This is a genomic window from Bacillus sp. NP157, from assembly GCA_018889975.1.
Classification (GTDB): domain Bacteria; phylum Pseudomonadota; class Gammaproteobacteria; order Xanthomonadales; family Rhodanobacteraceae; genus Luteibacter.
Genome location: CP076546.1, coordinates 3,169,275 through 3,193,896 on the forward strand (window position 1 = coordinate 3,169,275; position 24,622 = coordinate 3,193,896).

General features: G+C 66.1%; 17 protein-coding genes. 10 read left to right on the forward strand and 7 right to left on the reverse strand.

Annotated features, from left to right (window positions below; all coding sequences use genetic code 11):
- Nucleotides 1-154 precede the first annotated feature (154 nt).
- Complete coding sequence (locus KPL74_14560) at nucleotides 155-1,081, forward strand: MASE1 domain-containing protein (protein QWT18963.1); 927 nt, start codon at nucleotides 155-157, stop codon at nucleotides 1,079-1,081.
- A 35-nt stretch (nucleotides 1,082-1,116) separates the two neighbouring features.
- On the opposite strand, the gene KPL74_14565 is transcribed toward KPL74_14560, so the two are convergent.
- The 3 genes from KPL74_14565 to KPL74_14575 form a co-directional block, all read right to left on the reverse strand.
- Nucleotides 1,117-1,278, reverse strand: a complete 162-nt coding sequence (locus KPL74_14565; protein ID QWT18964.1) for a hypothetical protein — start codon at nucleotides 1,276-1,278, stop codon at nucleotides 1,117-1,119.
- Between the two features lie 168 nt (nucleotides 1,279-1,446).
- Nucleotides 1,447-3,627: a TonB-dependent siderophore receptor gene (locus tag KPL74_14570; GenBank protein QWT18965.1), complete on the reverse strand. Its 2,181-nt coding sequence runs from the start codon at nucleotides 3,625-3,627 to the stop codon at nucleotides 1,447-1,449.
- Between the two features lie 216 nt (nucleotides 3,628-3,843).
- Nucleotides 3,844-4,701 carry a hypothetical protein gene (locus tag KPL74_14575; protein ID QWT18966.1) on the reverse strand — a complete coding sequence of 286 codons (858 nt, stop codon included), beginning with the start codon at nucleotides 4,699-4,701 and terminating at the stop codon, nucleotides 3,844-3,846.
- Between the two features lie 93 nt (nucleotides 4,702-4,794).
- On the opposite strand from KPL74_14575, the gene KPL74_14580 reads away from it, so the two are divergent.
- The 3 genes from KPL74_14580 (at nucleotide 4,795) to KPL74_14590 (ending at nucleotide 8,372) form a co-directional block, all read left to right on the forward strand.
- Nucleotides 4,795-5,601, forward strand: a complete 807-nt coding sequence (locus tag KPL74_14580) for a hypothetical protein (GenBank protein ID QWT18967.1) — start codon at nucleotides 4,795-4,797, stop codon at nucleotides 5,599-5,601.
- A gap of 102 nt (nucleotides 5,602-5,703) precedes the next feature.
- Nucleotides 5,704-6,720 (forward strand): alpha/beta hydrolase, encoded by a 1,017-nt coding sequence (locus tag KPL74_14585; GenBank protein ID QWT18968.1) that lies wholly within the window; start codon nucleotides 5,704-5,706, stop codon nucleotides 6,718-6,720.
- Nucleotides 6,721-6,965: 245 nt separating this feature from the next.
- On the forward strand, nucleotides 6,966-8,372 hold the full coding sequence (locus KPL74_14590) for a helix-turn-helix domain-containing protein (GenBank protein QWT18969.1): 1,407 nt from the start codon (nucleotides 6,966-6,968) through the stop codon (nucleotides 8,370-8,372).
- Nucleotides 8,373-8,379: 7 nt separating this feature from the next.
- Here the strand turns inward: KPL74_14590 and KPL74_14595 are convergent, their stop codons facing one another.
- Nucleotides 8,380-9,015 carry an alpha-ketoglutarate-dependent dioxygenase AlkB gene (locus KPL74_14595; protein QWT18970.1) on the reverse strand — a complete coding sequence of 212 codons (636 nt, stop codon included), beginning with the start codon at nucleotides 9,013-9,015 and terminating at the stop codon, nucleotides 8,380-8,382.
- A 189-nt stretch (nucleotides 9,016-9,204) separates the two neighbouring features.
- On the opposite strand from KPL74_14595, the gene KPL74_14600 reads away from it, so the two are divergent.
- From KPL74_14600 to KPL74_14615, 4 genes are all read left to right on the forward strand, one after another.
- Nucleotides 9,205-10,455, forward strand: coding sequence for a hypothetical protein (locus tag KPL74_14600; protein ID QWT18971.1), 1,251 nt, complete (start codon nucleotides 9,205-9,207; stop codon nucleotides 10,453-10,455).
- A gap of 9 nt (nucleotides 10,456-10,464) precedes the next feature.
- Nucleotides 10,465-11,076, forward strand: coding sequence for an alpha-ketoglutarate-dependent dioxygenase AlkB (locus KPL74_14605; protein QWT18972.1), 612 nt, complete (start codon nucleotides 10,465-10,467; stop codon nucleotides 11,074-11,076).
- 55 nt (nucleotides 11,077-11,131) lie between these two features.
- Nucleotides 11,132-11,812: a flavin reductase family protein gene (locus KPL74_14610; protein ID QWT18973.1), complete on the forward strand. Its 681-nt coding sequence runs from the start codon at nucleotides 11,132-11,134 to the stop codon at nucleotides 11,810-11,812.
- Between the two features lie 203 nt (nucleotides 11,813-12,015).
- A complete protein-coding gene (locus KPL74_14615; GenBank protein ID QWT18974.1) occupies nucleotides 12,016-12,732 on the forward strand; it encodes a response regulator transcription factor in 717 nt (238 codons plus the stop codon).
- On the opposite strand, the gene KPL74_14620 is transcribed toward KPL74_14615, so the two are convergent.
- The gene (locus KPL74_14620) at nucleotides 12,649-14,133 is read right to left on the reverse strand and encodes a hypothetical protein (protein QWT18975.1); all 1,485 of its coding nucleotides are present in this window, start codon (nucleotides 14,131-14,133) and stop codon (nucleotides 12,649-12,651) included. The two genes, KPL74_14615 and KPL74_14620, sit on opposite strands and share 84 nt — an antisense overlap.
- Nucleotides 14,134-14,315: 182 nt before the next feature.
- On the opposite strand from KPL74_14620, the gene KPL74_14625 reads away from it, so the two are divergent.
- Nucleotides 14,316-17,570 (forward strand): VCBS repeat-containing protein, encoded by a 3,255-nt coding sequence (locus KPL74_14625; protein ID QWT18976.1) that lies wholly within the window; start codon nucleotides 14,316-14,318, stop codon nucleotides 17,568-17,570.
- Nucleotides 17,571-17,650: 80 nt separating this feature from the next.
- Here the strand turns inward: KPL74_14625 and KPL74_14630 are convergent, their stop codons facing one another.
- Both KPL74_14630 and KPL74_14635 read right to left on the reverse strand, forming a co-directional pair.
- Nucleotides 17,651-18,217, reverse strand: coding sequence for a suppressor of fused domain protein (locus tag KPL74_14630; GenBank protein ID QWT18977.1), 567 nt, complete (start codon nucleotides 18,215-18,217; stop codon nucleotides 17,651-17,653).
- Between the two features lie 83 nt (nucleotides 18,218-18,300).
- Nucleotides 18,301-23,787: an autotransporter domain-containing protein gene (locus KPL74_14635; protein ID QWT18978.1), complete on the reverse strand. Its 5,487-nt coding sequence runs from the start codon at nucleotides 23,785-23,787 to the stop codon at nucleotides 18,301-18,303.
- Nucleotides 23,788-24,083: 296 nt separating this feature from the next.
- Between KPL74_14635 and KPL74_14640 the strand changes: the two genes are divergently transcribed.
- A complete protein-coding gene (locus KPL74_14640) occupies nucleotides 24,084-24,617 on the forward strand; it encodes a tail fiber protein (GenBank protein ID QWT18979.1) in 534 nt (177 codons plus the stop codon).
- The last annotated feature ends 5 nt before the right edge of the window (nucleotides 24,618-24,622 follow it).

Consider the following 24,622-nt stretch of genomic DNA (forward strand, 5'->3'; position numbering starts at 1 on the left):
CTTTTAAGGGTGGGTTTGTGACGCGCGGCACAATGTCGACGCGTAATCGGCAAGGCATCGGCGAAACCGCGACGACGTCGCAGGAACGCGAGGTTTTCCGCGCCGTAACATGGCACCCTTGGGAAACACTCGGACCAAAGGCTGGGGAGAAGGCGTGAACGGAAGCACGGCTCATGGGAAGGATTGGGGAAAGTTCTTCGCGATCGCGGGGGCTTATGCGGCGTGCTACGAGCTGGCGCGGCACGTATCGTTTTCGCACTGGATGCTCACTGCGGGCCTGCGCCTCGCCTGCCTCCTGCTCGTTCCCCGGCGCTACTGGCCTGCCCTGCTCCTGGGTGAGACCCTGCCGGTCGTGGAGAGCGCCCTGCTCGACGGCCCCCGGTTCGGCATGGCCTGGGCCATCGCCGCCGCCATACCGATGATCGCGCTATGGATGCCCTTCGTACGCTGGCTGCGCCGCGGCTGGCCGATACGTGACGACGCCGGCACCCTGGACATGCGCGTACTACTCAAGGCAGCGCTGGGCTGCGCGGTGATCACCGCCGTGGCGACCACGCTCGAACTGATGATGGCCCTGTATGCCAATCCCGGCACATGGCCAGAGATCTCGCTCTACACCTATTTCTGGGCCTACCTGCTCGGCGCCTACCTCGGTGCGCTGACACTGACGCCGAGCATCCTTGCCCTGCAGGAACGCTTCGCACGCCAGGGTCACTTCACCTGGACGGCCGTCGCACGCAGCCGCCTGTTCCGCGACGTGGCAGGCTGGGCGATCCCCACCTGCGCCGCCCTGGCCTGGCTGGCCATGGGCAGCGATGTCGCCTGGGTTAGCCAGGCATCGCGCCTGGGCATGCTCGTGCCGGTGCTCGCGCTGGCATGGCGCCATGGCTGGCATGGCAGCGCCATCGGCGGCATGTTCGCCAGCGTGGCGCTGGCCGTGACGAGCACGGTCTTGCTCGATGGCGCCATGGTCCGCACCCAGGTCGTGCTGGCACTGGTTATCTCGGCCACCCTGCTGGTCGGCACCCGCGTTGCGCGGCGCACCGACCAGCCAGCCGTCATCCTCCGGACAAACCGGTAAGCCTTCCTATCGGGACCTGTACCGACCCTGCGGGCTTACGGGCCCTTGACGCTGCACTCCGCCGGGTTGCGGCAATCCACGGGCACGCTCGACAGACGTGACGTACCGTCCGCATGCGGTGCAGCAAACGCCGGACCAAAGCCAAGCGAGAGTGCGATGACGGCGAATGCGACGGCGGAACGGACGAGGCTGCGCATGGGAAAACTCCGGACATGGGTTAGGAGTCTTTAGCGTAGCGCCGCCGCTTACCCAAAAGAGTACGTTGTCGGCCGCTCAGGATGAGCGGAATCGGCAGGCACCAGCCTTAATCGGCGGGTGCGCTGCAGAAAACGTTTGCGGCAGGTGCCTTCGGCGCCGGGCGTCCCTCAGAAGAACCTGTAGTTGAACGACACCGTCCAGGTCGCACCGGGTGCGTAGTAGAGGTCGCTCGCGTCGTCGAGGACGTAGTACTTGCGGTTGAGCAGGTTGTCGCCGTTGAACTGCACCGATGCGCGGTCGTTGATCGCGTAGCGTGCCATCGCGTTCACCAGCGTTTGCGAGGACTGGTACAGGCGGACCACGCCGTAACCGTTGTCGATGTCGGCCTTGGACGGGCCCTGCCAGTTCACGCCACCGCCGACGGTCAGGCCGCTCCATGCACCCGGCAGGGTGTAGGTGGTGAAGACGCGCACCAGCGTACGCGGCAGCGATGGACGGAGCGCACCGCCATCCGGTGATTTCACGTTGAAGTGCGACCAGCCCAGGGTCCCGTTCCAGTTCGCCGACAGGGAACCCGACGCCTCGAACTCGTAGCCGCGCGAGGTGGTGCCGTCGACCGAGCGGTAGGCCTGGGTGATGCCATCGGGGAGGTACACGCCGGGCAACGCGTCGGCCACGTGGTCCTGCTTCGTCTCGAAGAACACCAGCGAGGTGTTCAGGGCGCCATCGAAGTGGCGACCCTTGATGCCCACTTCCCGACTGGTGCCGAGCACGGGCTCGAGGTAGCTGCCATCTTCCTTGCGATTGTTTTGCGGATCGAAGATCTGCGTGTAGCTCGCGAAGGCAGAATAATGCGGAGTGATGTCGTAGATCAGGCCGGCGTACGGAATCGTCTTGCTCGCGGTCTCGTGGTAGATGCCGGCGGTGCTGTCGTTGGTGTCGTTCTTCCAGCGCGTGTAGCGAGCGCCGACGACGAGCTTCAACGGATCGGCCAGTTGCAATCGCGCGGCGGCGTACGCACCGCTCTGCTCGGTGCGGGCAATCGAGACACGATCGGCCGTCGAGGCAAAATCCGGATAGGGGTAGTTACCCGTCCACTGCAGGAAGTTACCGATGTCGGGCAGGTCTTCGCCGTGCGGGTACTCGAAGTAGTCGGTGCGGTAGTGCGAGTCGGTAAGACCCACCACCAGCTCGTGCTCGCGACCGAACGCCTGGAACGGTCCCGACGCATACAGGTCGAGGTTGTTCTGGCTACCGCGCTGGAAGCTCTTGTACGCGTAAGGGACCAGGCCTTCGCCCGTCTCGCGGTCGGGCGCACCGTAGACGTAGAACAGCGCCGAATCCGCATCCGTCTTGCGGTGGCTGGCCATTGCGTGCAGTTGCCAGCCATTGTCGAAGCTGTGCCTGAGGTCGGCGAATGCGGTCTGCGTGGTGTTGTTCCAGTGCGTCCAGTCAGCGGCGGAGGAGAAGCCACGCGGCCACTTGATGATTCCACCGTCCTGGTACAACACCGGATACGAGCCCCAGGTGACGCCCGTGGGCCGGGTCTTCTGCCAGTCGTAGCCCACGCTTAGCGTCGTGTCGTCATCGAGGTCGGCATCGATCACGCCGTACGCGACATTCTTCTGGTTGTGGTAACGGTCGATATACGAATCGCCGTCTTCGTGCGCGGCGACGAAGCGTCCACGCACGCTACCCGAGGCATTCAGCGGTGCCTGCGCATCGACCGTCTCGCGCTGGGTGTTCCACGAGCCGTAGCTCACCGACACGTCGGCTTCCGCCGTGCGGCTGTCGGCATGCTTGCGCACGAAGTTGATGTTGGCGGACGGGCTGCCCGCGCCACTGAGCAGGCCGGTGGCGCCGCGGATGACTTCGATCCGCTCGTAGATCGACGGATCCAGCGACGAATCGGCCGAGCTCACGTTGAGGCTCGAGGCGATCGGCACGCCGTCGTACGACATGTTCTCGATCTGGAAACCGCGCGACCAGAACACCACGCGCTCGGAGTCGTATGCCGTCGACGACACACCCGTGGTGTTGTCGAGCACGGCACGCAGGCTGGTGAGGTCCTGGTCCTTGATGCGCTGGTCGGTGATCACGCTGATCGACTGCGGCGTGTCCTGCAGGGTCAGCGGCAGGCGCGTCGTCGACGTGGACTGGTCGGTCGTATAGGTCGACACGGCCTGTCCCTGGACCTTCACCGCGTCCAGCGTCGTGGCCTTCTTCGGCTTGTTTTCGCTGTCTTCCGCGTTGCTGGCGGACTGGGCGTTGGCCATGGCCGGCAGTGCGGCGGCGAGGGCAAGGCAGAGAAGCGAAAGGCGCGGACGCCCGTGCATACGATGAGTCATGCTGGAAAACCCCAAGGCAAGAGAAAGCCGGGGGCGCCCCGTGGAGGCGCCCGAATCGGTGTTACGACTGGGGCTTGCCTGGGGGCTGGCTCATCGTTTGGACGGCCATCTTAACACGCTGAGAACATCCTGAGACAGCACTGATGTTCCTTCGCGAGCGCGGGACGTGCAGGAACCTAGCTTCGGATGGATGCGGCACCGAGGAATGCAACGGGTTCAGAACCGGATGCCGTGACGAAGCACGAGTTGGAAGACCGCCAGGGTCAACGCAAGCAAAACAGCGGGAAAGTACCAGCGTGCGCCACCCGGCCGAGCCTCGAGGGGCGCGGAGGCGCGCGGCGAGATGCCGAGCACGAACCAACCTGCGCCGACCAGGTTCACGATCGCTGGAATCATCACGACCTCGATCAGGTCGCGCGGCTCGCGGAAGGGAATGCTGATGATCACGCAGGCGACGGCGGAGACAAGCATGGCGTAGGCGAGCCTGCGGCTACCGTAGGCTTCCGTCTGCGCCAGGCCCGCCGGCGCGAAGCGCGCCAGCAGGATGCCTGCGCATCGCATGGCGATGATCGCCGCCGCCAGGACGAGCGCCTTCAGGGGAACGCCGGCGCCAAGGAAAGCCAGTGCACGCCCGACATCGTTGCCCGGGATGATCGCGCCGATCGCGCATTGGGACAACGACTGGAACAACCCCTGGAACGCCATCCAGAACAGGAACAGTTGCCATCCCCGCGCAAGGCGGCGATGGACCGACAGCCACGCAAGGCAGGCGATGCCGCTGGCCAGCGTCGCGAGTGCACCCGTGCCCTGCAGCAGTTCGGCGATGCGTGCCTCGCCCGACCAGTCGTGGTTGTTGTGATAGAGCACCGGCGACAGGCCCGGCGTCAGCGCCTTGGGAATGAAGAGCCACAGCTCCTGCCAGAAGAAGGTCAGGTTGAAGGCGAACGCACACCACAGCGTCGAGGCAAGCCCAGGCAACGACGAAGCCGCCGTGACGCCGCGATCGAGCCTCACCAGGCCGACGATGAGTGGCACCACGCCGATGGCGGCCACGAGAAGGAGGAGCTGGTTCATCGCCGCATCCCACGTCAAAGCGTGGGCGGATTCTGCCACGGCTGTTACCCTCCCGGGGTCCCGACGTGGGATGCCCAGGGTGCCTCGACCAGGATGTCACTTCTCAACCTTTTCAAGAAGAAATCGCCTGCCCTGCTTACCGTGCGGGTGAACGACACCGACGTCTGCACGATCACGGAGGGCGAACTGCCCTGCGAGAAGACGCCGTCGGTACAGGTCGCCCCAGGCTCATCGGTGTCCTTCATTGACGAGGAGGGCACGGTCCACCGACACGACCTGGGCCAGGCCAGCGGATGGATGCATCTGTCAATACGCGTGCATGAAAGCAAGGCATGCCAGGCCGATGGCGTGGTCAGCGACTCGCCGATGTTCGATCGTGAAGCCGTGACGCGCGGCGAAGCCACGGGAATCCGCTTCCAGCCGTTCTTCCTGCCGGGTGCGCCGATGTCCAATGCGGACATGGCGGGCAAGGGTCTGTTCGGACGCGGCATGCATTTCAGCGGCAGCGTTACGCCGGGCTACATCCTGCTGTCGTGTGAATGCGATGCCTGCCACCGGAGCTTCCTGATTCGCTCGTACCACGCAGGCTTCAGCAACCTTGGCTACTTCTACTCGGCTTCGGGACGCTTCACGCTGACCGTGGGCACGATGGTGCCGGGCAGCCCCGCGCCGCTGGCCGCGCCGGAAGCCGATGCGCTGGCGGCGCTGGAACGCGCCCTGCCCGCGGCCCCGGACGGCTCGCGTTTCGGTTACCTCAATCCCTTCCGCTGTCCGCACTGCCGCGCGCCGTACATCGACTTCGCGGCCCATCCCGGCCTGCGCGAGCAGGAGTACTACGGCAACTATTTCGACGGCAGCGAACTGTTGCGCTACGAAGCACCGACCGAGCCCGCGGCCTGACCGCCGGGAGCATGGTTTCAGCAAAATCTAAGGCGCTTCCGTTCTATAACGGCGTGGCACGAGCCTTAAGAATGGCCTCGGATCATCCCGAGGAAGCCTGCCATGAGCGACACCCAAGACCCCGTTCCCGCTGACCCGTCCCACGACGCCCGTCGGCGCAACTTCGTCGTCAACGCCGGTGTCCTGGCCGCGGGCTCGCTCCTGCTCGGTGGCAATGCGTTTGCCGCCCCTGCCCCGGCACGCGATCCCGCGCCTGCTGGAAACAACCCCTCTTCGTCCCATAAGGAAGGCAACATGTCCCGTATCACCGTAAGCGACGGCACCGAGATCTATTACAAGGACTGGGGTACCGGCCAGCCCATCGTCTTCCACCACGGCTGGCCGCTGTCGTCGGACGACTGGGATGCGCAGATGACGTTCTTCCTGCTGCACGGTTACCGCGTGATCGCGCACGACCGTCGTGGCCACGGTCGCTCCACGCAGACCTCCAGGGGCAACGACATGGACACGTACGTGGCCGATGCCGCCGCCCTGTACGAACACCTCAACCTGAAGAACGCCGTGCACATCGGCCACTCGACCGGTGGCGGTGAAGTCGCGCGCTACGTCGCCAAGTACGGCAAGGCACACAATGTCGCGAAGGCAGTGCTGGTGAGCGCGGTGCCGCCGATCATGCTGAAGACGGCAGCCAATCCGGGTGGCCTGGACATCTCGGTGTTCGACGGTTTCCGCAAGGCACTGGCCGACAACCGCGCCCAGTTCTATCGCGAGGTTCCGATTCCTTTTTATGGCTTCAACCGCCCGGGCGTGAAGACGCTGGACGGCGTAGTGGACAACTGGTGGCGCCAGGGCATGATCGGCGGCGCGGTGAACCACTACGAAGGCATCAAGGCTTTCTCGGAAACCGACTTCACCGAAGACCTCAAGAAGATCGAGGTGCCGACCCTGGTGCTGCATGGCGACGATGACCAGATCGTGCCGTACAAGGACGCTGGCGTGCTGTCGGCCAAGCTGATCAAGGGCGCCGAGCTGAAGATCTATCCGGGGTACCCGCATGGCATGTTGACGACGCATGCGGACGTGATCAATCCGGACCTGCTGGCCTTCGTGAAGAAGTAACCGGGCGGGGTCAGGTGATGATGGAGCGGCTGGCATTTCCTTTTGGGGTGCTGGCCGCTTTGTTATCCGGGCAATGGCCGTGCGCCACGGCAAATCGCGGCAGGGGATGGCGCCACTCACCCACCCGGGGGAGGGAAACGCATCGCAGACCGTGATCTCCTAGGGGATTATGATCGTCCCCCACGGTTGGTCCGCGAACGTCGCTGGGCAGGCCCGATCCCCAAGACCACGCCTGGCGCACCTGCATGACCACGATGCCTTTCCTCGACTGGGACCTCCGCGCCGCACGCCGGGGCAATCTCGACGGCACCCTTCTGCTCGGCACGACCGAGCCTTACGACTACCACTTGCCGTCCTGCCCGCTCATCACCGGTCGCAAGTCGGCCTACATGACCTTCGCCTCGGAGGCCCTTGCCAGGGCGGCGGGACTGAAGCCATGCCGCACGTGCAAGCCGCATCGCTTCCACGCCGCGCGCGGCGACGGCCTCGCGGTGTTCGAGGCTTTGGGCGAACTGCTCGACAAGGATCCGGCGAAAATCTGGTCGGCCGCCGCGCTCGCCGAACACGCCGGGATTCCTGACGAGGCACTTGCCGTCATCCTGGGCGACCATGCGCACGCTACCGCGGACGAATGGCTGCTGCGCAAGCGCGTCGAATTCGCGGCACGCCAGCTACTCACGGAGAAGGTCGGCACCACCGAAGCGGGCTATGCCGCCGGATTCCTCGGCGGGAAGGCATTTGAGCAAGCCTTCGCCATGCTGATGGGCATGTCGCCGGACAGCTACCGGCGCCTCGGCGAGCAGCCCGCTTTCGAGATCCAGCTCCCCGCGCGCTACCGCAAGGACCTGGTGCTGTCGTACCAGGGCCGCGATCCGGAAGGGCTTGCCGAACGCAGCGATGCGTCGCGGGTCTGGAAGGCGCTCGATACGCCCGATGGCCCGGTCGTCGTCACCATCGAGTTCGTTCGCCGGGTGGCGCGGGTGTCGATCACGGCGCGCAAGGCGCTCAGCCGGGCTAGCTACGCGGGCCTGCATCGCGACGTGTTGAAGATCCTCGGGCTGCGCCACGAAATCCGCGAGTTCGAGGCGGCACATCCCGACTTCATCGCGCCGCACCGTGGCCTGCGCATCCCGCTCATCCCCCGTGTGTTCGACGCCCTGAGCTGGGCCATCATTGGCCAGCAGATCAATCTGTCCTTCGCGGGCAGCCTGCGCCGCGAACTGATCCTGCTCGTGGGCGAGCGCGTCGGCGACATGATCGTGCACCCGACACCTGCCGCGGTCGCCAATCTCGATCCAGCGGACCTGACCACCCGGCGTTTCTCGCGCGCCAAGACGAAGTACCTGATCGAGACGGCGCGCACGATCGTCAACGGCGACCTTGCCGTCGAAGCGCTACCCGAAGGCTCGGCCGTGCAGGCCGAGGCGAAACTCACGGCGCTGAACGGCATCGGCACATGGACGGCGCGCTATGTGATGATGCGAACCGGCTTTGCCGATGCAGCGCCCGTCGGGGACTCGGGGATCGCGACGGCCCTCGAGCGGCTCTATCAGTTGGACGGGCGGCCCGACACGATCGCCACGGCGCGCCTCATGGCCGCGTTCGCCCCCTGGCGCAGCCTGGCCAGCATGCATCTGTGGGCGTCGCTCTGAGCGATCGCTAGCGGCGCGGGATGCGTGCCGTGCGGAAGGTGAGGTTGTAGCGATAGGGGCCCGTGAGCGGGTCATTGCCCGCGACCACCGGCGCCACGCCGTGGCGGTTCATCCGTGACGGGCCGCCCCACACGGCCACGTCACCGTGCACCACGGGGACATCGAGCACGGGCATGTCGCGGCCCTGTCCACCGAAGCGAAAGATCGCGGGCAAGCCCAGCGAGACAGACACTACTGGCTGTCGGTCACCGGTATCGTCGCGATCCTGGTGCATCTGCAGGCCGGCGCCCACGGCATAGCGATTGACGATACACACCGCGGGATCGAAGCCGTCGTAGCCTGCTGCGGCGGCTGCCATGGTGGCAACGTCGCGGAACGCTGTCGGCATCGGTGGCCATGGATGCCCGGTATCCGGATCCACCCTGCTATAGCGATAGGCGCGACCCGCGTTGATCCAGCCGACCGGCCCGCAGTTGGTCATCTCGATCGCCATGGGTTTGCCATTGGGCATCACCAGGTGCCGTAGCGGAGACACGGCGGTGACCATGGCGATGCCCCCGACCAGATCCCGTGCGAGCGAAAGCGCGAACGCGCGCAACATCACCGCCCCCGGGCCGAGTTCGATGACACCCTCGATGCTCATCCGTCGCTATCCAACAATCGCACCTCGTGATTCGCCGACGATGGATTATCGCCAATGCACGCCAGTTCGGGGCGCAGCAGGGCGACCGGCAGGTCGGCGTATGCCGCGTAGCGCGCCGCGCCGTATTGTTATGTTATAACGCCTTGAGGCACGTTCTTCTCGAACAACCATTCCACCCGGAACCCCTTCATGCGCTCCGCATCCACCGCATTCGGCGCTTGCGCCGCCCTCTTCGTCGCGGCCACCGTGAGCGTCGCCGCACCACGCGCGCCCGTATCCACGACGACGCCCCAGCGCTTCGCATGGGTCGAGAGCGTTCCCGAGGGCACGCAGTACGGGCTGCCGGATACCGCGCGCACGGCGCCGACCTGGCTGGACATGGTGCGCGGCGCGACCGACCACATCGACATTGCCGCGTTCTACGTCAGCAACCCGCCGAACGGCGCGCTGTCACCCGTCGTCGATGCGCTGGTCGAACGCGCGCGCAAGGGCGTCAAGGTCAACCTGCTCGTCGACAGCAGCTTCATGCATGAGAGCAAGCCTGCGCTCGATGCCCTGGCCAACCTCCCGGGCATCACGATCAGGCAGCTACCCGTGAAGGACATCACCGGCGGCGTGCTCCACGTGAAGTTCATGGAGATCGACGGCCGCGATGTGTTCGTCGGTAGCCAGAACTGGGACTGGCGTGCCATCCAGCATATCCACGAAGTGGGCGTGCGCCTGACCGATGCGCGCATCGGGGCGACGTTCCAGGCCGAGTTCGACCACCTCTGGCAGCTCGCCGACAAGCCTGGCGATGCACGCATGGCGTCGCCGCGCGTGCCGGCACCTTCGTTCGAGCCCGTGACCGAACTGGCGCCTGTCGTGATCAATGGACCCGACGGCCCCAGCACGGTGTTCCCGGCATTCAGCCCTGCCGCCATGCAACCGACCTGGCTGACGCCGGAAGCATCGACGCTGACCCGACTACTGGACCAGGCGCGCACCGCCATCCGCATCCAGGTGATGACGCTGTCGGCCTTCAAGGATTTCGGGCCGAAGGGTTACTGGCCCGTGCTGGATACCGCCATGCGCGACGCCGCCGCACGCGGCGTGTCCGTGCACATCATCGTCGCCGACTGGGCGTTGCGTAGCCAGGACCTCGCTTACCTGCAGAGCCTCGCTGCCGTGCCTGGTATCGAGGTGCGTTATTCGACCGTGCCACCCGCCGCGTCCGGGCCGATCCCCTATGCGCGGGTCGACCATGCGAAATTCGCCGTGGTGGACGAGGACGCAGGCTTCGTCGGCACCGGCAACTGGAGCTGGAGCTACTTCGAAAGCGCGGTGGACGCATCGCTGTTCATCCACGGCCCGCTGGCCCGTCCGCTCGGAAAGATGTTCGATGCGAGTTGGAATGGGCCCTATGTGAAACCACTTAAGGACTTCGTCCCCAAGCCGTAACCTTGCCCCATGGCTTCTCGAATCATCGTTCCAGGTACCCCCGACCTGTTCGACACGCCGGCGGCGCCCGAAGGGTTCCGCTACCTGCCCGACGTGCTGGGCAAGGCGGAGGAGCGGGACATCGTGCGCCGTTTCGAACAGTTGGCGCTGCAGCCCTACGAATTCCGCGGGTTCCCCGCCAACCGGCGCATCTTCACCTTCGGCCCCGGCTATCTGTTCGCCGGGCAGAAGGCACGCCCGGATTCGACCGTCCCCGCGTACCTGCACCCACTGATGGAGCTGGCGGCGCGCATCAGCGGCAAGCCGGCCAGTGCCTTCGCCCAGCTGATGGTGACCGAATACGCTCCCGGCGCGGGGATCGGCTGGCATCTGGATCGACCCAACTACGAAGACATCGCCTCCGTGTCATTCCTTGCGCCATGCGCGCTTCGACTTCGACGAAAGACGGCGCAAGGCTGGGATCGCCTCAGCATCCCGATCGAACCACGCTCGATCTACCTCCTGCAAGGTGACGCCCGCACCGCGTGGCAACACAGCATCGCGCCAATGGATGCACTGCGTTACTCGGTCACGTTGCGTACGTTACGGACTGCTGCCGGAACGACGGCAAGAACCGGATAGTAAGCGAGGGCTCCGGACCGCTAAAAAGTGCGTCCACGAACCAAGGAGCCTGACCATGCACGTCGTCGCCCATCCGTCGATCCTGTACTGCGGAACACCTGTCGCCATTCTCTCCACGCTCAACGAAGACGGAACCGCTAACCTCGCCCCGATGTCGTCGGTGTTCTGGATCGGCTATCGCTGCTTCATGGGCCTGCAAGGCATCTCGAAGACACCGGAGAACCTTCGGCGTACGCGGGAAGTCGTCATCAACCTGCCTTCGCCCGACCAGGTAGCCGCGGTGGATCGACTCGCACGCACCACCGGCACCTACCCCGTCCCAGACGACAAGATCGGCCGCGGCTACCGCCATGAAAAGGACAAGTTCGGCATCTCCGGCTTGACCCCGGTGGCATCCGAAACGGTGCGGCCGCCACGTGTCCATGAGTGCCCGATTCAGATGGAAGCCGTACTCGAACACGTGCACGACTACGACCAGGACGGTCCGCTTGCCGGCTACATCGATATCCTCGAAGTGCGGATCACCCGGGTCCACGTCGACGAATCGATCCTGATGGATGGCCACGCCCATCGCATCGATCCGGACAAGTGGCGCCCCTTGATTATGAGCTTCCAGGAATTCTATGGGCTCGGCCCGAAGCTGCATCCGTCACGTCTCGGCGAAATCGCCGAGCACCTTTACCGGACGCCGGACTTCGAACGTGCCGCCGAGAACATCGCATTGGAAGCGATATGATCCACGCAGGCTGGCACGCCGTTCCCTTCCCTGTGATGCCCCCTCGCCGACGCGTTGCGCGCGGCGTATGGCGCAGGAAACTACGGGATCGCTGCCGGGTCGGCAAGCGGGAAGCGTGACCGTGCCGCTGGATTTTGCCCGCCGCCGGCGGCAAGCTCGGCGGGCTGGCCAGCTCCGCGGCCGCAAGACAGGCGAGACAGGGCGTGGCGAACGTGAAACCCGGGCACGATGGCGAAGGGCGTCCCATGCGGCTGGTGCTGCTGGACGACGACGAGATGCTGCGCGACCGGATCCTCGCCCCCAAGCTGCGCCAGTACGGGTTCGAGGTCGACACCGTGGGCAGCGCCGGCGAACTGCAGGCGCTGGTCGCCCACGGTGCGCCGGATATCTTCCTGCTCGACATCGGCCTGCCGGATGGCGAAGGGTTCGACGTCGCGCGCTCGTTGCGCGCACGCCTTCCGCGTGCGGGCATCATCATGCTGACCGGCCGCGCGGACAACGTCGACCGCGTGCGCGGCCTGTTCGAAGGCGCCGACGCCTACCTGACCAAGCCGGTGGAAATCGACGTCCTCGTGGCCACACTGCATAGCCTCGCCCGGCGCCTCGGCGCCTCGGCCGCGCCCGCGCCACACGGCCGCTGGTCGCTCAGCCACGACGAGTGGTTCCTCATCTCGCCGGCGGGTGGCCGGGTGATGCTGAGCAAGGGCGAGCGCCGCCTGCTCGACGTGATGCTACCGCGCGCCAACGAGGTGGTGTCTCGCAACACGCTCATCGCCGCGCTAGCCGACGATGTCCATGCGTTCGACCCACACCGGCTGGACTCCATGGTCCATCGGCTACGCCGCAAAGTGCTGGCCGCCCTGGGCGAGCCCCTGCCACTGAATGCCGTCCACGGCACCGGCTACGTCCTGGACACCTGACACATCGGCTTCCGCTTCGGCCACCGGCAACAGCAGCCGGATCGTGGTCCCACGACCCGGCGCGCTTTCCACGAGGGTTTCGCCACCGGCTTGCATCACCAGGTCGTGCACGACGCTCAGCCCCAGCCCGGTGCCCTGCCCCATCGGCTTGGTCGTGAAGAACGGTTCGAAGACCTGGCTACGCGTGGCGTCGTCCATGCCGGTGCCCGTGTCGCGCACCGACAACGCCAGCCCTCCCGGACCATCGTCCAGCGTGATGGTGCAGACGCCGCCCGTGGGCATCGCATCGCGCGCGTTGGTCACCAGGTTGATGATCGCCATCTCGAACTGGCTTCGATCAAAACGGATCCGGCGCGGCCCGACCAGTAGCACGAGATGCAGCTCGCAATGGGGCGGTAGCGATTGCTGCGCAAGCGGCAGCACTTCGCGCAAGGCCACCGCCACGTCGAACTGCTCGGCGAGCGTCACGTCGTTGCGACTGAAATTCAGCAATTGCCGGCACACCGCCATGCCGCGACGCGCCGCCAGTTCAATGCCGTCCAGCGCATCGGCCACGGCACGCGTGTCCTCGTCCTGCGGCTCGTCTTCCGCAGGCAGGCGGTCGCGCTCGGTGGAAAACCCAAGGATGATGTCGAAGACGTTGTTGACGTCGTGGGCGACGCCACTGGCAAGCTTGCCCACGGCATCCATCTTCTGCGCATGCAGCAGTTGCTGTTGCGTGCGCTCGCGCTCCGCGATCTCCAGCGCCAGCTCGTGTCGCCGCCGGTCGACCTCCAGCAGGCTTTCACGCAGCGCGTAGATGCTTCGGTCGACGATCAACGCGATCAGCAGGTAACTGGTCAGCGCGCGCATGGGCAGCAGGTTGTACAGCGCGACCACGGCATCAGGCAGGTGGGCCGCGCCGGAGGCCTTGAGCGGATCCACGCTCATCACGAGGATCGCCGCTTCCGCGGCGAAGGTAAGCCACAACGCCTTGCGCCCGAGCATCAGGCCGCTCAACGCCAGGATCATCATCAGCGTGAGATTGCCATCGGTAGCGTGGTAGCCGAATGCGGCATAGGCCACGGCGCCCGATGCCAGCATCGTGGCCACGAACTGGCCCACGGACAGCGGGAACCGACCCACCCTGATCAGATAAAAACCGAGCCACGCCGACAGCGTCATCGCCAGGTCGGTGCCCACGTCGATGGCCAGCGCCGCGGGCGCACCGATCCGCGCCCGCGCGTAGAAGTGTTCCTGCAGGTACGACCAGTGCAGTCCGAACAGGTAGGCCTTCGTCGCGGGAATGCGCAGGCCTTCGAAGACCAGCAGCAACTGCATGAAGGTCGCATTGCGCCGATCCACCGGATCGTCGATCGGTGTGTTGGCGAGCCAATGGCGCACACGCAAGGACATGTTCATGGCAGTGAGAACTCGGTGAGAACTCGGCCACTTGAGCGTGTGTGACTTTGCGACGGATGTAAAGCTATCGTCGAGCGTCCGCATGAACCTGCATCACGCGGACACGTGCCGAAGGGGCAGCTTGTTACGAGCTGGGCACAAGAACTTACGAGGCTAAACGGGCTCTTTCCTTCGGGGGTTTTATGTCAGCAAATACGTTCAGGCCCTGGCTTGTCGGAGGCGCGCTGTTGCTCGCCGCCGGCACCGCTTGCGATGCAAGCGCCGCCACGGCGTCCACCACGGTAGGTAGCACCTCCACGACACCGCTGATCACCAGGGCGGTCGACAAGAGCCAGATGACGACCATCCCCGGCAGCGTACCGGCAAGGGTCCGCAGCAGCGCCGACGCCGGGCCGATGGCCACGACCGAGGTCATCCCGTCGATGACCCTTGTCCTCAAGCGCAGCCCGGACCAGCAGAAGCGCTTCGACGCGTACCTCGCGTCGCTCGACAATGCCTCGTCACCGAACTACCACCACTGGCTGACCGCCCGCCAGGTCGGCGAGCAGTTCGGCCCGAACCAGAAAGACATCGCGGCCGTGAAGTCCTGGCTCGGTAGCCAGGGCCTCGGCGTGAAGAACGTTTCCGCGGACGGCATGCTGATTCGCTTCACCGGTTCGGTGTCCGCCGTGCAACAGGCGTTCGGCACGTCGATGCACCACTACGTGGCGGCCGACGGCAAGAAGCACTTCGCCAACAGCGCCGAACAGAAGCTGCCGACCGCGCTCGTGCCGGTGGTCCGCGGCGTGGCCTCGATGACCGACTTCTTCCCGCAGCCGCAGGTGAAGAATGCGCAGCCGGTCAAGCGCAACAAGCAAGGCCAGTGGGTGACCGCCGGCGCGCCCTCGTCCGACTTCAACTTCGTCTACCAGGGTGACGTGCAGTACGACGTCGTCCCGGCCGACTTCGGCACGATCTACGACGTCGCCCCGCTGTGGAACCAGAAGACGCCGGTACGCGGTGCCGGGCAGACCGTCGCCGTGCTCGAGCGCACGGATGTGCTGGACGCGGATATCGCCACGTTCCGCCACACCTTCCTTCCGGCGAACGCGGCGGGTGTCTTCACCCAGGTCCATCCCGCGGCCTTTGCTGGGGACACCAGCTGTGGCGATCCGGGCACGAACGCCGACGAAGGCGAAGCGGCGCTCGACGCCGAATGGGCTGGTGCGGCCGCACCGGATGCGAACGTCACGCTGGCCTCCTGTGCGGATACCGGCGCGGACTTCGGGGCCTTCCTCGCCGCACAGAACCTGCTCGAGCAGGATGCCCCGCCGCCGATCATGAGCCTCAGCTACGGCGAGTGCGAGGCAGTCAGCGCCGCCATCGGCGACGTCGACGAAGCCGCGGCCCTGTGGTCGACGGCCGCTGCCGAAGGCGTCTCGGTGTTCGTCTCCACGGGCGACGCGGGCTCGGCCGGTTGCGACCAGAACCAGGCCGCCGCCAGCTTCGGCATCGCCGTGAACGGGCTGGGCAGCACGCCGTACAACATCGCGGTGGGCGGCACCGACTTCGACGACTTCAAGAAGACGCAGAAGTACTGGCTCGCCGGCAACGGTGCGCTGGGTGCCAGCGCGATCGGTTACATCCCGGAGCAGACCTGGAACGATTCGTGCGCCAGCGCCCAGCTGGACAAGGTGTTGGGCATCGCCAACCCGAACAACGCATGCAACGCCGCCGCGGGGCAAAACTTCCTCAACACCGCCGGTGGTAGTGGCGGCCCTAGCTACGTCTGGTCGCAGCCGACCTGGCAGCAGGGCATCGCGGGCATGGACCAGAACGTCACGCGTGCATTGCCCGACGTGTCGCTGTTCGCCGCGAACGGCCTGTATGGCCATGCGCTGATCTTCTGCATGTCCGATAGCAGCGAAGGCGGCGTGCCGTGTAACTACCTCGATCCGACCGACTCGCTGTTCAACAGCGCGGGTGGCACGTCGTTCGCCGCGCCCGCCATGGCCGGTGTGCAGGCCCTCGTCGACCAGGCCAGCGCCGCTCGACTGGGCAATGTCGGCCCGACCCTGTATGGGCTGGCCCGCGCGCAATACGGCACGGTCGCTTCGCCCGCCGCAGGTTGCAAGGCGAAGGACACCACCTGCGTGTTCCACGACGTCGCTACCGGTGACATCGACGTGCCCTGCTACGCGGGCACGGGCGATTGCTTCGTCAAGAAAGGCCAGCAGTATGGCGTCGTCAGCGATGGCGGCCGTGCCTCGCTGGTTACCGCATGGAAGGCCGCCAAGGGCTATGACTACGCCACCGGCCTGGGTTCGATCGACGTGGCCAACCTCGCCAATGCGATCGCGGCGAAGCAGGCCCGCGAAGCGACCATCCCGCGCACATGGGATCTCGCCGGCTTCGACGACAGCGGCAATCCGGGCGTGGGCCTGAACTCGATCCTCGACGGCAAGAGCACCTTGCTGCTGGTCGGTCCGAAGACGGGCAACGCGACGCTGGTGCGGATGAACGGCAGCACCGTGCTCGACAGCGACACGTGGACGCCGGTGCAGCAGGGCGACCAGATCGCGGACGGCTTCCAGCCGGGCGACCAGGTGAAGGCCATTCCGTTCGATATCTTCGACGGCGCGCTGACCAACCAGACGATCATGGAAAGCGACAACCCGACCACCCACACGATGAACCTCGCGGTCTACAGCTACGGTTGGGAGAACTTCCGCTTCCCGTATGCGGCTGGCTGGAGCATGGTCGGTGCGGGCCTGGTGGATGCCACGGCAAAGTCGAAGCAGGTGTGGTTCAACGCCAGCGCCAGCTCGCTGTCGTTCTGGACGATCGGCTGCACGGGCACGCTAAAGTTCGGTCGCTTCGACACGATGGACTGCGAGCAGTCCGTGGCGAGCACAGTCGCCGCACCGGCCGGCTTCACGCCGAGCCTCGCCGACCTCAACGGTGACGGCATCCTCGACATCGTCTGGACCGGCCCGAAGAACGCGGTGAAGTTCTGGATCAACGACGGCAAGGGCGGCTTCGCCAAGAGCGACGGCACCAATGCACCGGCCGGCTTCACCCTGGTGGGCGTCGGCGAGATCGCCGGTAGCGGCAAGACCGACCTGATCTGGTCGAACGCGAGCACCGGCAAGCTGCGCTGGTGGGAAATGAACGGCACGACGATCGCCAGCCAGCAGACGATGGATGCGCCGTCGGGCTACAGCGTCGCCACCATCGAAGACTTCGACGGCGACGGCCTGGCAGACCTGTTCTGGACCAACGCGAAGGGCAAGGCGATCCTCTGGCTCGGCGTCGGCGACGGCTTCGTCTCGCAGCAGGTCGCCGATGGCGAAGGCATCGCCTACGTCATCCCCGCTGGCTACAGCGTGCAGATGAATCGCGTGCAGGGCGTAGTGAATGCGGCAGCGGCAACGCAAGTGGCTGCGACGAACCACTGATTCGGGTTAGTGCACGACGAAGGGGCGGACGGGTAACCGTTCGCCCTTTCTTTTATGGGAGGCATCTTCAACGACAAGCGTCAAACGGCCCGGCGATAGTCGACCAGATCGGGATTGTCCTTGACGAACATGGCCTCGAGCGCTGACCACCCCTGGGTGTGATACAGGTGGTACTCGTCGTCCAGGATCGGAATGAGCCAGGCGAACACCACGTCCCCCGATTCCTCGGTGGTCGCTACCGCGAACTCAGTCGGGAAGTACACGGGTATCGCGACGTACAGTGCCTTGGGCTGGCATCCCTCGAACATCGGCCCGCGCGGCCCGATGACCTCGCCACGTAGGTAAGCCTGCTCCCGCTCGATCGCCTCCATGCCGACCTGCTGCAGAAGGCTAATCACGTTGAACGGGATCGCATCTTCGGGAACGACAAGGATGAGCTCGTGCCGAATGTGTTTGTGGCCCCTTTCCGGGCCACTGGGAAGCTGGAACCGGCTCAGGCCCAGGGTAGAAAAAGTGACGGTGCCTGCGTGAGGTCCGCCCTTGGTTCTAACGACCTGGAAGGGCCGTTCCGTTCCGTCGGAGCCGACCTTCCATCCATCGACGATTTCGCCGGCGAACGCCTCCAAGTGCTCAAATACAGTGGTCATGGTCCGATCCCTGGAATTCGCCTTCCACTTTATCCGCTTGCCGCATGCACTGCCAACGGCAGCGCATGCGGCTTTCATCCGCGTCAGAACTTCTTCTCAACCCCCAGCAGGATCGACTGATTGTCCTTACTCGTGTTGTCCAGGTAGTTCTGGTACTCCATCCGCAGCAGCCAGCCCTTCAGGGTCTGCAGTGCGACACCGACGCCCAGCATGGTGTGGTTGCGCGACTGGTCCATCAGGGTGGCCTGGTAGAGCGGGCCGCTGAGCGTGTCCGCGTAACGCATGGTCGCGCGGCTTGAGCCCTGCATGTCGTGGCCAAATTCAGCCCGCAGCTGCGGCGACCAGGTGCCGTAGTCGCGCTTGGCCGTCCACTGCACCAGAAGGCCCAGCGTACCGGTGGCGGTTTTTACCGTCTGGCCCCGATAGGCCAGCGCATACACGTCGTCACCCGACTCGGTATAGCCCTCCAGCTGCGCGCGAGCCACGTCCAGTCGACCGTACGGCGTCAGCAACATGCCCTGGGCCTGGTGCTGGTAACCCACCGACAGCGAGCCGAACCATTGCTTGCCGTCGCGGTTGCCGTGCACGGTGTTGCCGTTGTCGGTCACGTAGCGTCGCGCATCGTAATCCAGCCACTGGTAACCCAGCAGGCCATCGACGTACACCGAGTCCGCCGGGTGGTAGCTGCCATACAGCACGGCGTTGTACGCATCCACCGAACTGCGGCTGTCGTGCTGGCCCACGTCCGAACGATCGTGCCCATAGCCGACGCCGAGACCCGCGGCAAAGTTGCTGCCGAATGCCCTGTCGATGCCCATGCTCACGCCCGAGGTCGTGAAGTCGATACCGTTATCGCTGGAACCCGCCTGCATCTTGCCGAAGTTGATCGCACCGCCGGTCCACACGGAGACGTCGCCCGGCAAACTGCCTCCCGCCGGCGTGCCTTGTGCCGCCGGTGCAGGGCTCGCATCGGGCTGGACCAGGAATCGCGCGTTGCCGGTCGCATCGGTGCGGCCCAGCTCGTTCAGACCGCTCAAGCCACCGGGGCCATTCATGCCGTTGAGCTGGCGGGTGTTGCTAGCCGACGCGACGGTCAGCCCGTTGCTGAACCCGCTGGCCCCACCGCCGCTGTGGAGGGTTTCCAGGCGGCGCTGGAAGTTGCTGATCTGGCCGGTCGCCATGCGCCGCGCCGCTTCCGCCTGGGCATCGAGCACGCCGAGCACTTCCGGATCCTTCGACGGATCGCTGCGCGGCGTCACGACGATCGTGACCGTGCCGGGCGCGGATTCCGCATACGCATTGCTGAGCGTAAACATCACCTGCGCCGAACCGCCGAACGCCGGGGCCGCGGTGAACGAGAGCAGATACCCGTCCGCACTGGGCTGGATGCTGGCCGCACCCGCATTGGCCGGCGAGACCGAAACCAGCTTCGCGCCCGTGAAGGGGCCGCCGTGGGCGAGTGCCGTCAGGTTCACCTGCACGCTGCTGCCAGCGACCACGGTACCGGTGAGCGCCGGCGCCACGGGCAACGGGTTGACCGTCAGCGTGACGTGCGCGGGTTGCGACGCACCGAACGCGTTGCTCACGGTGTAGTCGAAGCCGAGCGTGCCCGATGCATCGGCGGACGCCGTGTAGACGATGTCCGTGCCCTGCACCACGGCCGTGCCCGACGTGGGCGGCGTCACCACCGCCGCAGCGGTGAACGGCCCGTTGGTCGCGTTGGCCGCGGCATGGATCGTCACCGCCTTGCCAGCCAGCAACGTGGCCGCCTGGGCGCTGACGGTGGGTACGGCGCCCGGCGTCACCGTGATCGTCGCGGTCGCGGGCGCCGACGTGCCGCCCGGCCCCGTCGCCGTGTACTGGAACGTGTCGGTGCCGAAGTAATCGTGCGCCGGGGTGTAGACGATGTTGAGGCCGTTCACCGCGGCATTGCCGTGGGCGGGTGCCTGGCTGACCGTCGCCGACGTCACCGGGCCGCCCTGGCTCGTCATCGGCACGGTGACGGAACCGTTGGCCGGCACGGATGCCGTGCTGTTGACGATCACGGGCGTGGCCTGGTCCACGGCCACCGTATAGGCCTGGCTGGCCTGGAAGCCGTTGCGGTCCGTGGCCGTGATGGTCACCGGGAACGACCCCGCGGCCGTCGGCGTGCCGGAAACCGCGCCCGCCGGACTCAGCGTGAGGCCGGCCGGCAGCGAACCGGCGATGATGGCATAGGTGTACGGCGCCGTGCCGCCCGATGCCGCCAGGGTCGTCGACGGATACGCCGTGGCTACCTTGCCCTGCGGCAAGGTGCCCGGCGCGATTGCGATGCCCGGCGCGTTCACCACGAGCTGGTAGTTCTTGTCCGCTGTCTGCGCAGCGGCATCGGTGACACGCAGCGTGACGTTATAGGTGCCAGCCGCCACGGGCGTGCCCGACAGCGTGCCCGACGGACTGAACGTGACACCCGGGGGCAAGACGCCACCGGTCATCGCAAACGCGTAGGGCGCCGCGCCGCCATTCGCCACGATGGTGACCGAATACGCCACGCCACCGGTCGCCGTCGGCAGCGGATTCGGCGTCGCGAACGACACCGCACCACCCGGCACCACGATGTTGAATGACTGGGAGACCTGCGCCGCCGGATGGAATGCGCCATTGCCGGCCTGGTCGGCGTGGATGGTGCACGCGCCCGGCGCCAGCGTGGTCAGCAAGCCACCCGAGGTGATCGTGCACACGTTGGTGGTGGCCGAGGTAAAGCTTACCGGCAAGCCCGACGACGCCGTCGCCGTCAACGTCGGCGACGTGCCGAAGTTCTGGTTGCCCGGGTTGGTGAAGGTGATCGTTTGATTGCCTTCCGGCGTCACGGCGTTGGAGGCCGCCGAGGCGGATCCGGTCCCACTGCCGTTGGTGGCGGTCACCGTGAAGATGTAGGCCGTGCCGTTGGTCAGGCCGGTGACCGTGACCGGGCTGCCCGACCCCGTTCCGGTGAGACCACCAGGGCTGGATGTAACGGTGTATTGCGTGATCGCCGAGCCGCCGGTCGTTGCCGGGGCGGTGAAGCTGACCGTGGCTTGCTGGTCACCTGCCGTGGCCGAACCGATCGTTGGAGCACCGGGCGCGATCGCGGCGACAGTGAAGCTCTGCTGCACCTGGGGCGCCGGGCCGAACGCCGCGTTGCCTGCCTGGTTGGCATCCACGGTACAGGTGCCGGCACTCACGAACGTCAGCGCACCGCCAGATGTAACCGTGCACACGCCGGTGCTTTCCGACGAGAACGCCACCGGCAGGCCCGACGATGCGGTGGCCGTCAGGGTCGGCGTCGTTCCATAGTTCTGCGTGCCAGGGTTGGTGAACGTGATCGTTTGCCCGGCGCTCGGCGTCACGGCGTTCGAATCGGCCGAACTGCTTCCGAAGCCAGCGCTGTTACGCGCCCTGACAGTGAAGGTGTAAGCCGTGCCGTTGGTGAGCCCGGTGATCGTGGCCGGACTCGTGGTTGCGGTCGCGGTCAGGCCACCCGGACTCGAGGTCACTTCGTACTGCGTGATCGTTGCACCGCCCGCCGAGGCGGGTGCAGAGAAGGACACCGACGCTTGCTGGTTGCCCGCGGTCGCCGTGCCGATGGTCGGAGCACCCGGCACCACGGCATTCACCGTGAAGGTCTGTTGCACCTGCGTCGCCGCGGCGAAGGTCGCGTTGCCGGGCTGGTTGGCGTCGATGCTGCAGGAGCCTGCGCTGACGAAGGTGAGCGCGCCACCGGTGGTGATTGTGCAGATGCCCGTCGTTTCGGAGCTGAATACCACGGACAGCCCCGACGACGACGATGCGGTCAGGGTCGGTGCCGTGCCGTAATTCTGCGCACCAGGATTGTTGAAGGTGATGCTCTGCGTCGCTTGCGTGCCGACGCTGTTGGAGGCCGCCGACTCGGGGCTGTCGCCCTGCGCATTGGTCGCCCTCACCGTGAAGGTATAGGGCGTGCCGGCGATCAGGCCGGTCACGGTCAGCGGGCTTGCGGAGCCGGTGGCGGTCAGCCCACCCGGCGTCGAGGTGGCCGTATAGCTCGTGATGGGCGACCCGCCGTTGTCGCTCGGCGCGGTAAACGTCACGGCCGCGGCATTGCTGCCTGATGCACCGGCCGTAGCTGCGCCGATCGTCGGCGCCAGCGGTTTGGTCGCGGCAACCGTCAGCGTGTAGGGCCGGGCGCCCGTGAATCCGCCATTGTCGGTGGCGGTCACCGTGAAGTTGAACGTGCCGCTCGCCGTCGGCGTACCCGACAGCGTGCCGTTATTTGCGAGTGTCAGGCCGGATGGCAAGGCGCCCGTATTGGTGAAGGTGTACGGCGCCGTGCCGCCGGATGCGGTGAAGGTGGTGCTGTAAGCGCTGCGCACCGTCGCGTTCGGCACGGAGGGAGGTGCGACCGTGATGGTCGGCCCGCTCACCGTGACGGTATAGGACCGGGTCTGCATGTACGGACCCGTGCCGGTCGAGGAATCGGTCGCGCGGATGGTGAAGGCGAAGGTGCCGGGTGTCGTCGGCGTGCCGCTGAGGACGCCGCCGCTCGAGAGGGTGACACCCAGGGGCAAGGTGCCGGTCAAGCTGAAGGTATACGGGGCCGTGCCGCCGGAGGCCGTCACCGCGGCCGAATACGCTGAGCCGACGGTGCCCCCAGGCAACGTGGTCGGAACAATGGCGAGGGTCGGTGCGGCGACGGTCAGCGTGAAGGTGTGCGGGGCGGACGCAAACGGTCCCGTACCCGTCGAGCTATCCGTGGCTTTAGCCTGGAAGCTGAAGGTGCCGCCCGCCGTGGGCGTGCCAGTGAGCGAGCCGCTCGGTGCGAGTGTGACACCGGCGGGCAACGCACCGCCAGTCACGGTGTAGGTGTAAGGCGCCGCGCCACCGGATGCACCCGCGACGCTGCCGTTGTACGGCGCACCCACGGTGGCATTGGCCGGGTTCGCGGGCGCGTAGGTGATCGTCGGGGGACTGACCGTGACGGTGACCGTGGCTGGGCTCGAGGTGCCTGCGCCGTTCGTCGCGGTGTAGGTGAAGACATCCGTTCCAGCATACCCGGTGACGGGCGTGTAGGTGATCGCGGTGCCACTGGCCGTCGCCGTGCCATGCGCTGCCGCCGTGGCGACGGCCACCGAGGTGGGCGAGCCGGTCGTGTTGAGGGTGATCGGGTTGGCCGAGCTGTTGTAGGGCACCGTGGCGGACACGGGGCCGGCTGTCGGGGCGCCCCCGCCGGTGATGGTGACCCGGAACGTGATGGGCGTGCTGTTGTCGTCCTGGACCACGAAGGTATCGACGGTGCCCGCGCCGCCGGTGTTGCGATAGATCAGCAGCGGGTCTTGCGAGTAGTCGAGCGTGCCGTGCGCCGGCGGCTGGTCAGGCGGCGAGACGAAGCCGAAATCCGAGCACGAGAAGGTCGCCGTGCCGCCCGGTGCGATGGTCGCGGTTTGTGGCGACGTGCACGCGGCCGACGCGGCTTGCGCAACGCCAAGGAACAACAGGCACACCACTGCGAATCGCAGCCAGAACCCACCCAAGCCGCGCAGCAACCGCCGGCGATCGTCCACACTCGTTTCCATCGTCGTTCCCTGGAAGCCGACCGGCCGCAAACCGCCCGCACGCGAAAAGCATGCGAGCGCGAAGGCGCTACCGTGAAAGCCCTGTTCCCCTAGCCATGGCGCGCGGCGAAGCCTGCGCCCGACGAATCCGTTGCGCTTTCCGCAATCGACCAATCCGTCCCCGGCGCTATTGAATCAGCAAACTTTCGGTTGCGCAGCAGGAAGGCTTAAGTCTTGCCGGAAGCGCGCATCATCGTCGCTGTGCAAGCGAAGCGTTCTCCGACACAGTGCGACGCACCCTCAGGGAGGTCCACGCAATGACTGACGTTTACCTCGGCCAGATCATGATGGCCGGATTCGGATTCGCGCAGCGCTACTTCGCCCAATGCAACGGGCAGATCCTGCCCATCAGTCAGAACACTGCGCTGTTTTCACTGCTTGGCGTGCAATACGGTGGCAATGGCAGCGTCACCTTTGGGCTGCCCGACCTGCGTGGCCGCGTTCCCGTGGGCGCCGGCGCGTCGCAGGACCAGGCATGGCAACCGGCGGCCTATGCACAGGGCGCATTGGCGGGCACGGAGACAGTCACCCTCACGACCTCGGAAATGCCCGCGCATGGCCACCAGGTAAGCGCGACCACCGCCGCCGGCGCAGGCCGTAGCCCGTCGAACCAGATCTACGCATCCACGACAGGCCAGGAGGCGTTGTACGCCTCGCCCGGTGCGCAGGTGGTGCTCAACCCGGCATGCGTGAGCCCAGCGGGTGGCTCGCAACCGCATGAAAACATGCAGCCCTACCTGGCGATCAATTTCGTCATCGCCCTGAACGGCATCTACCCCTCGCGCGGCTGAATCCC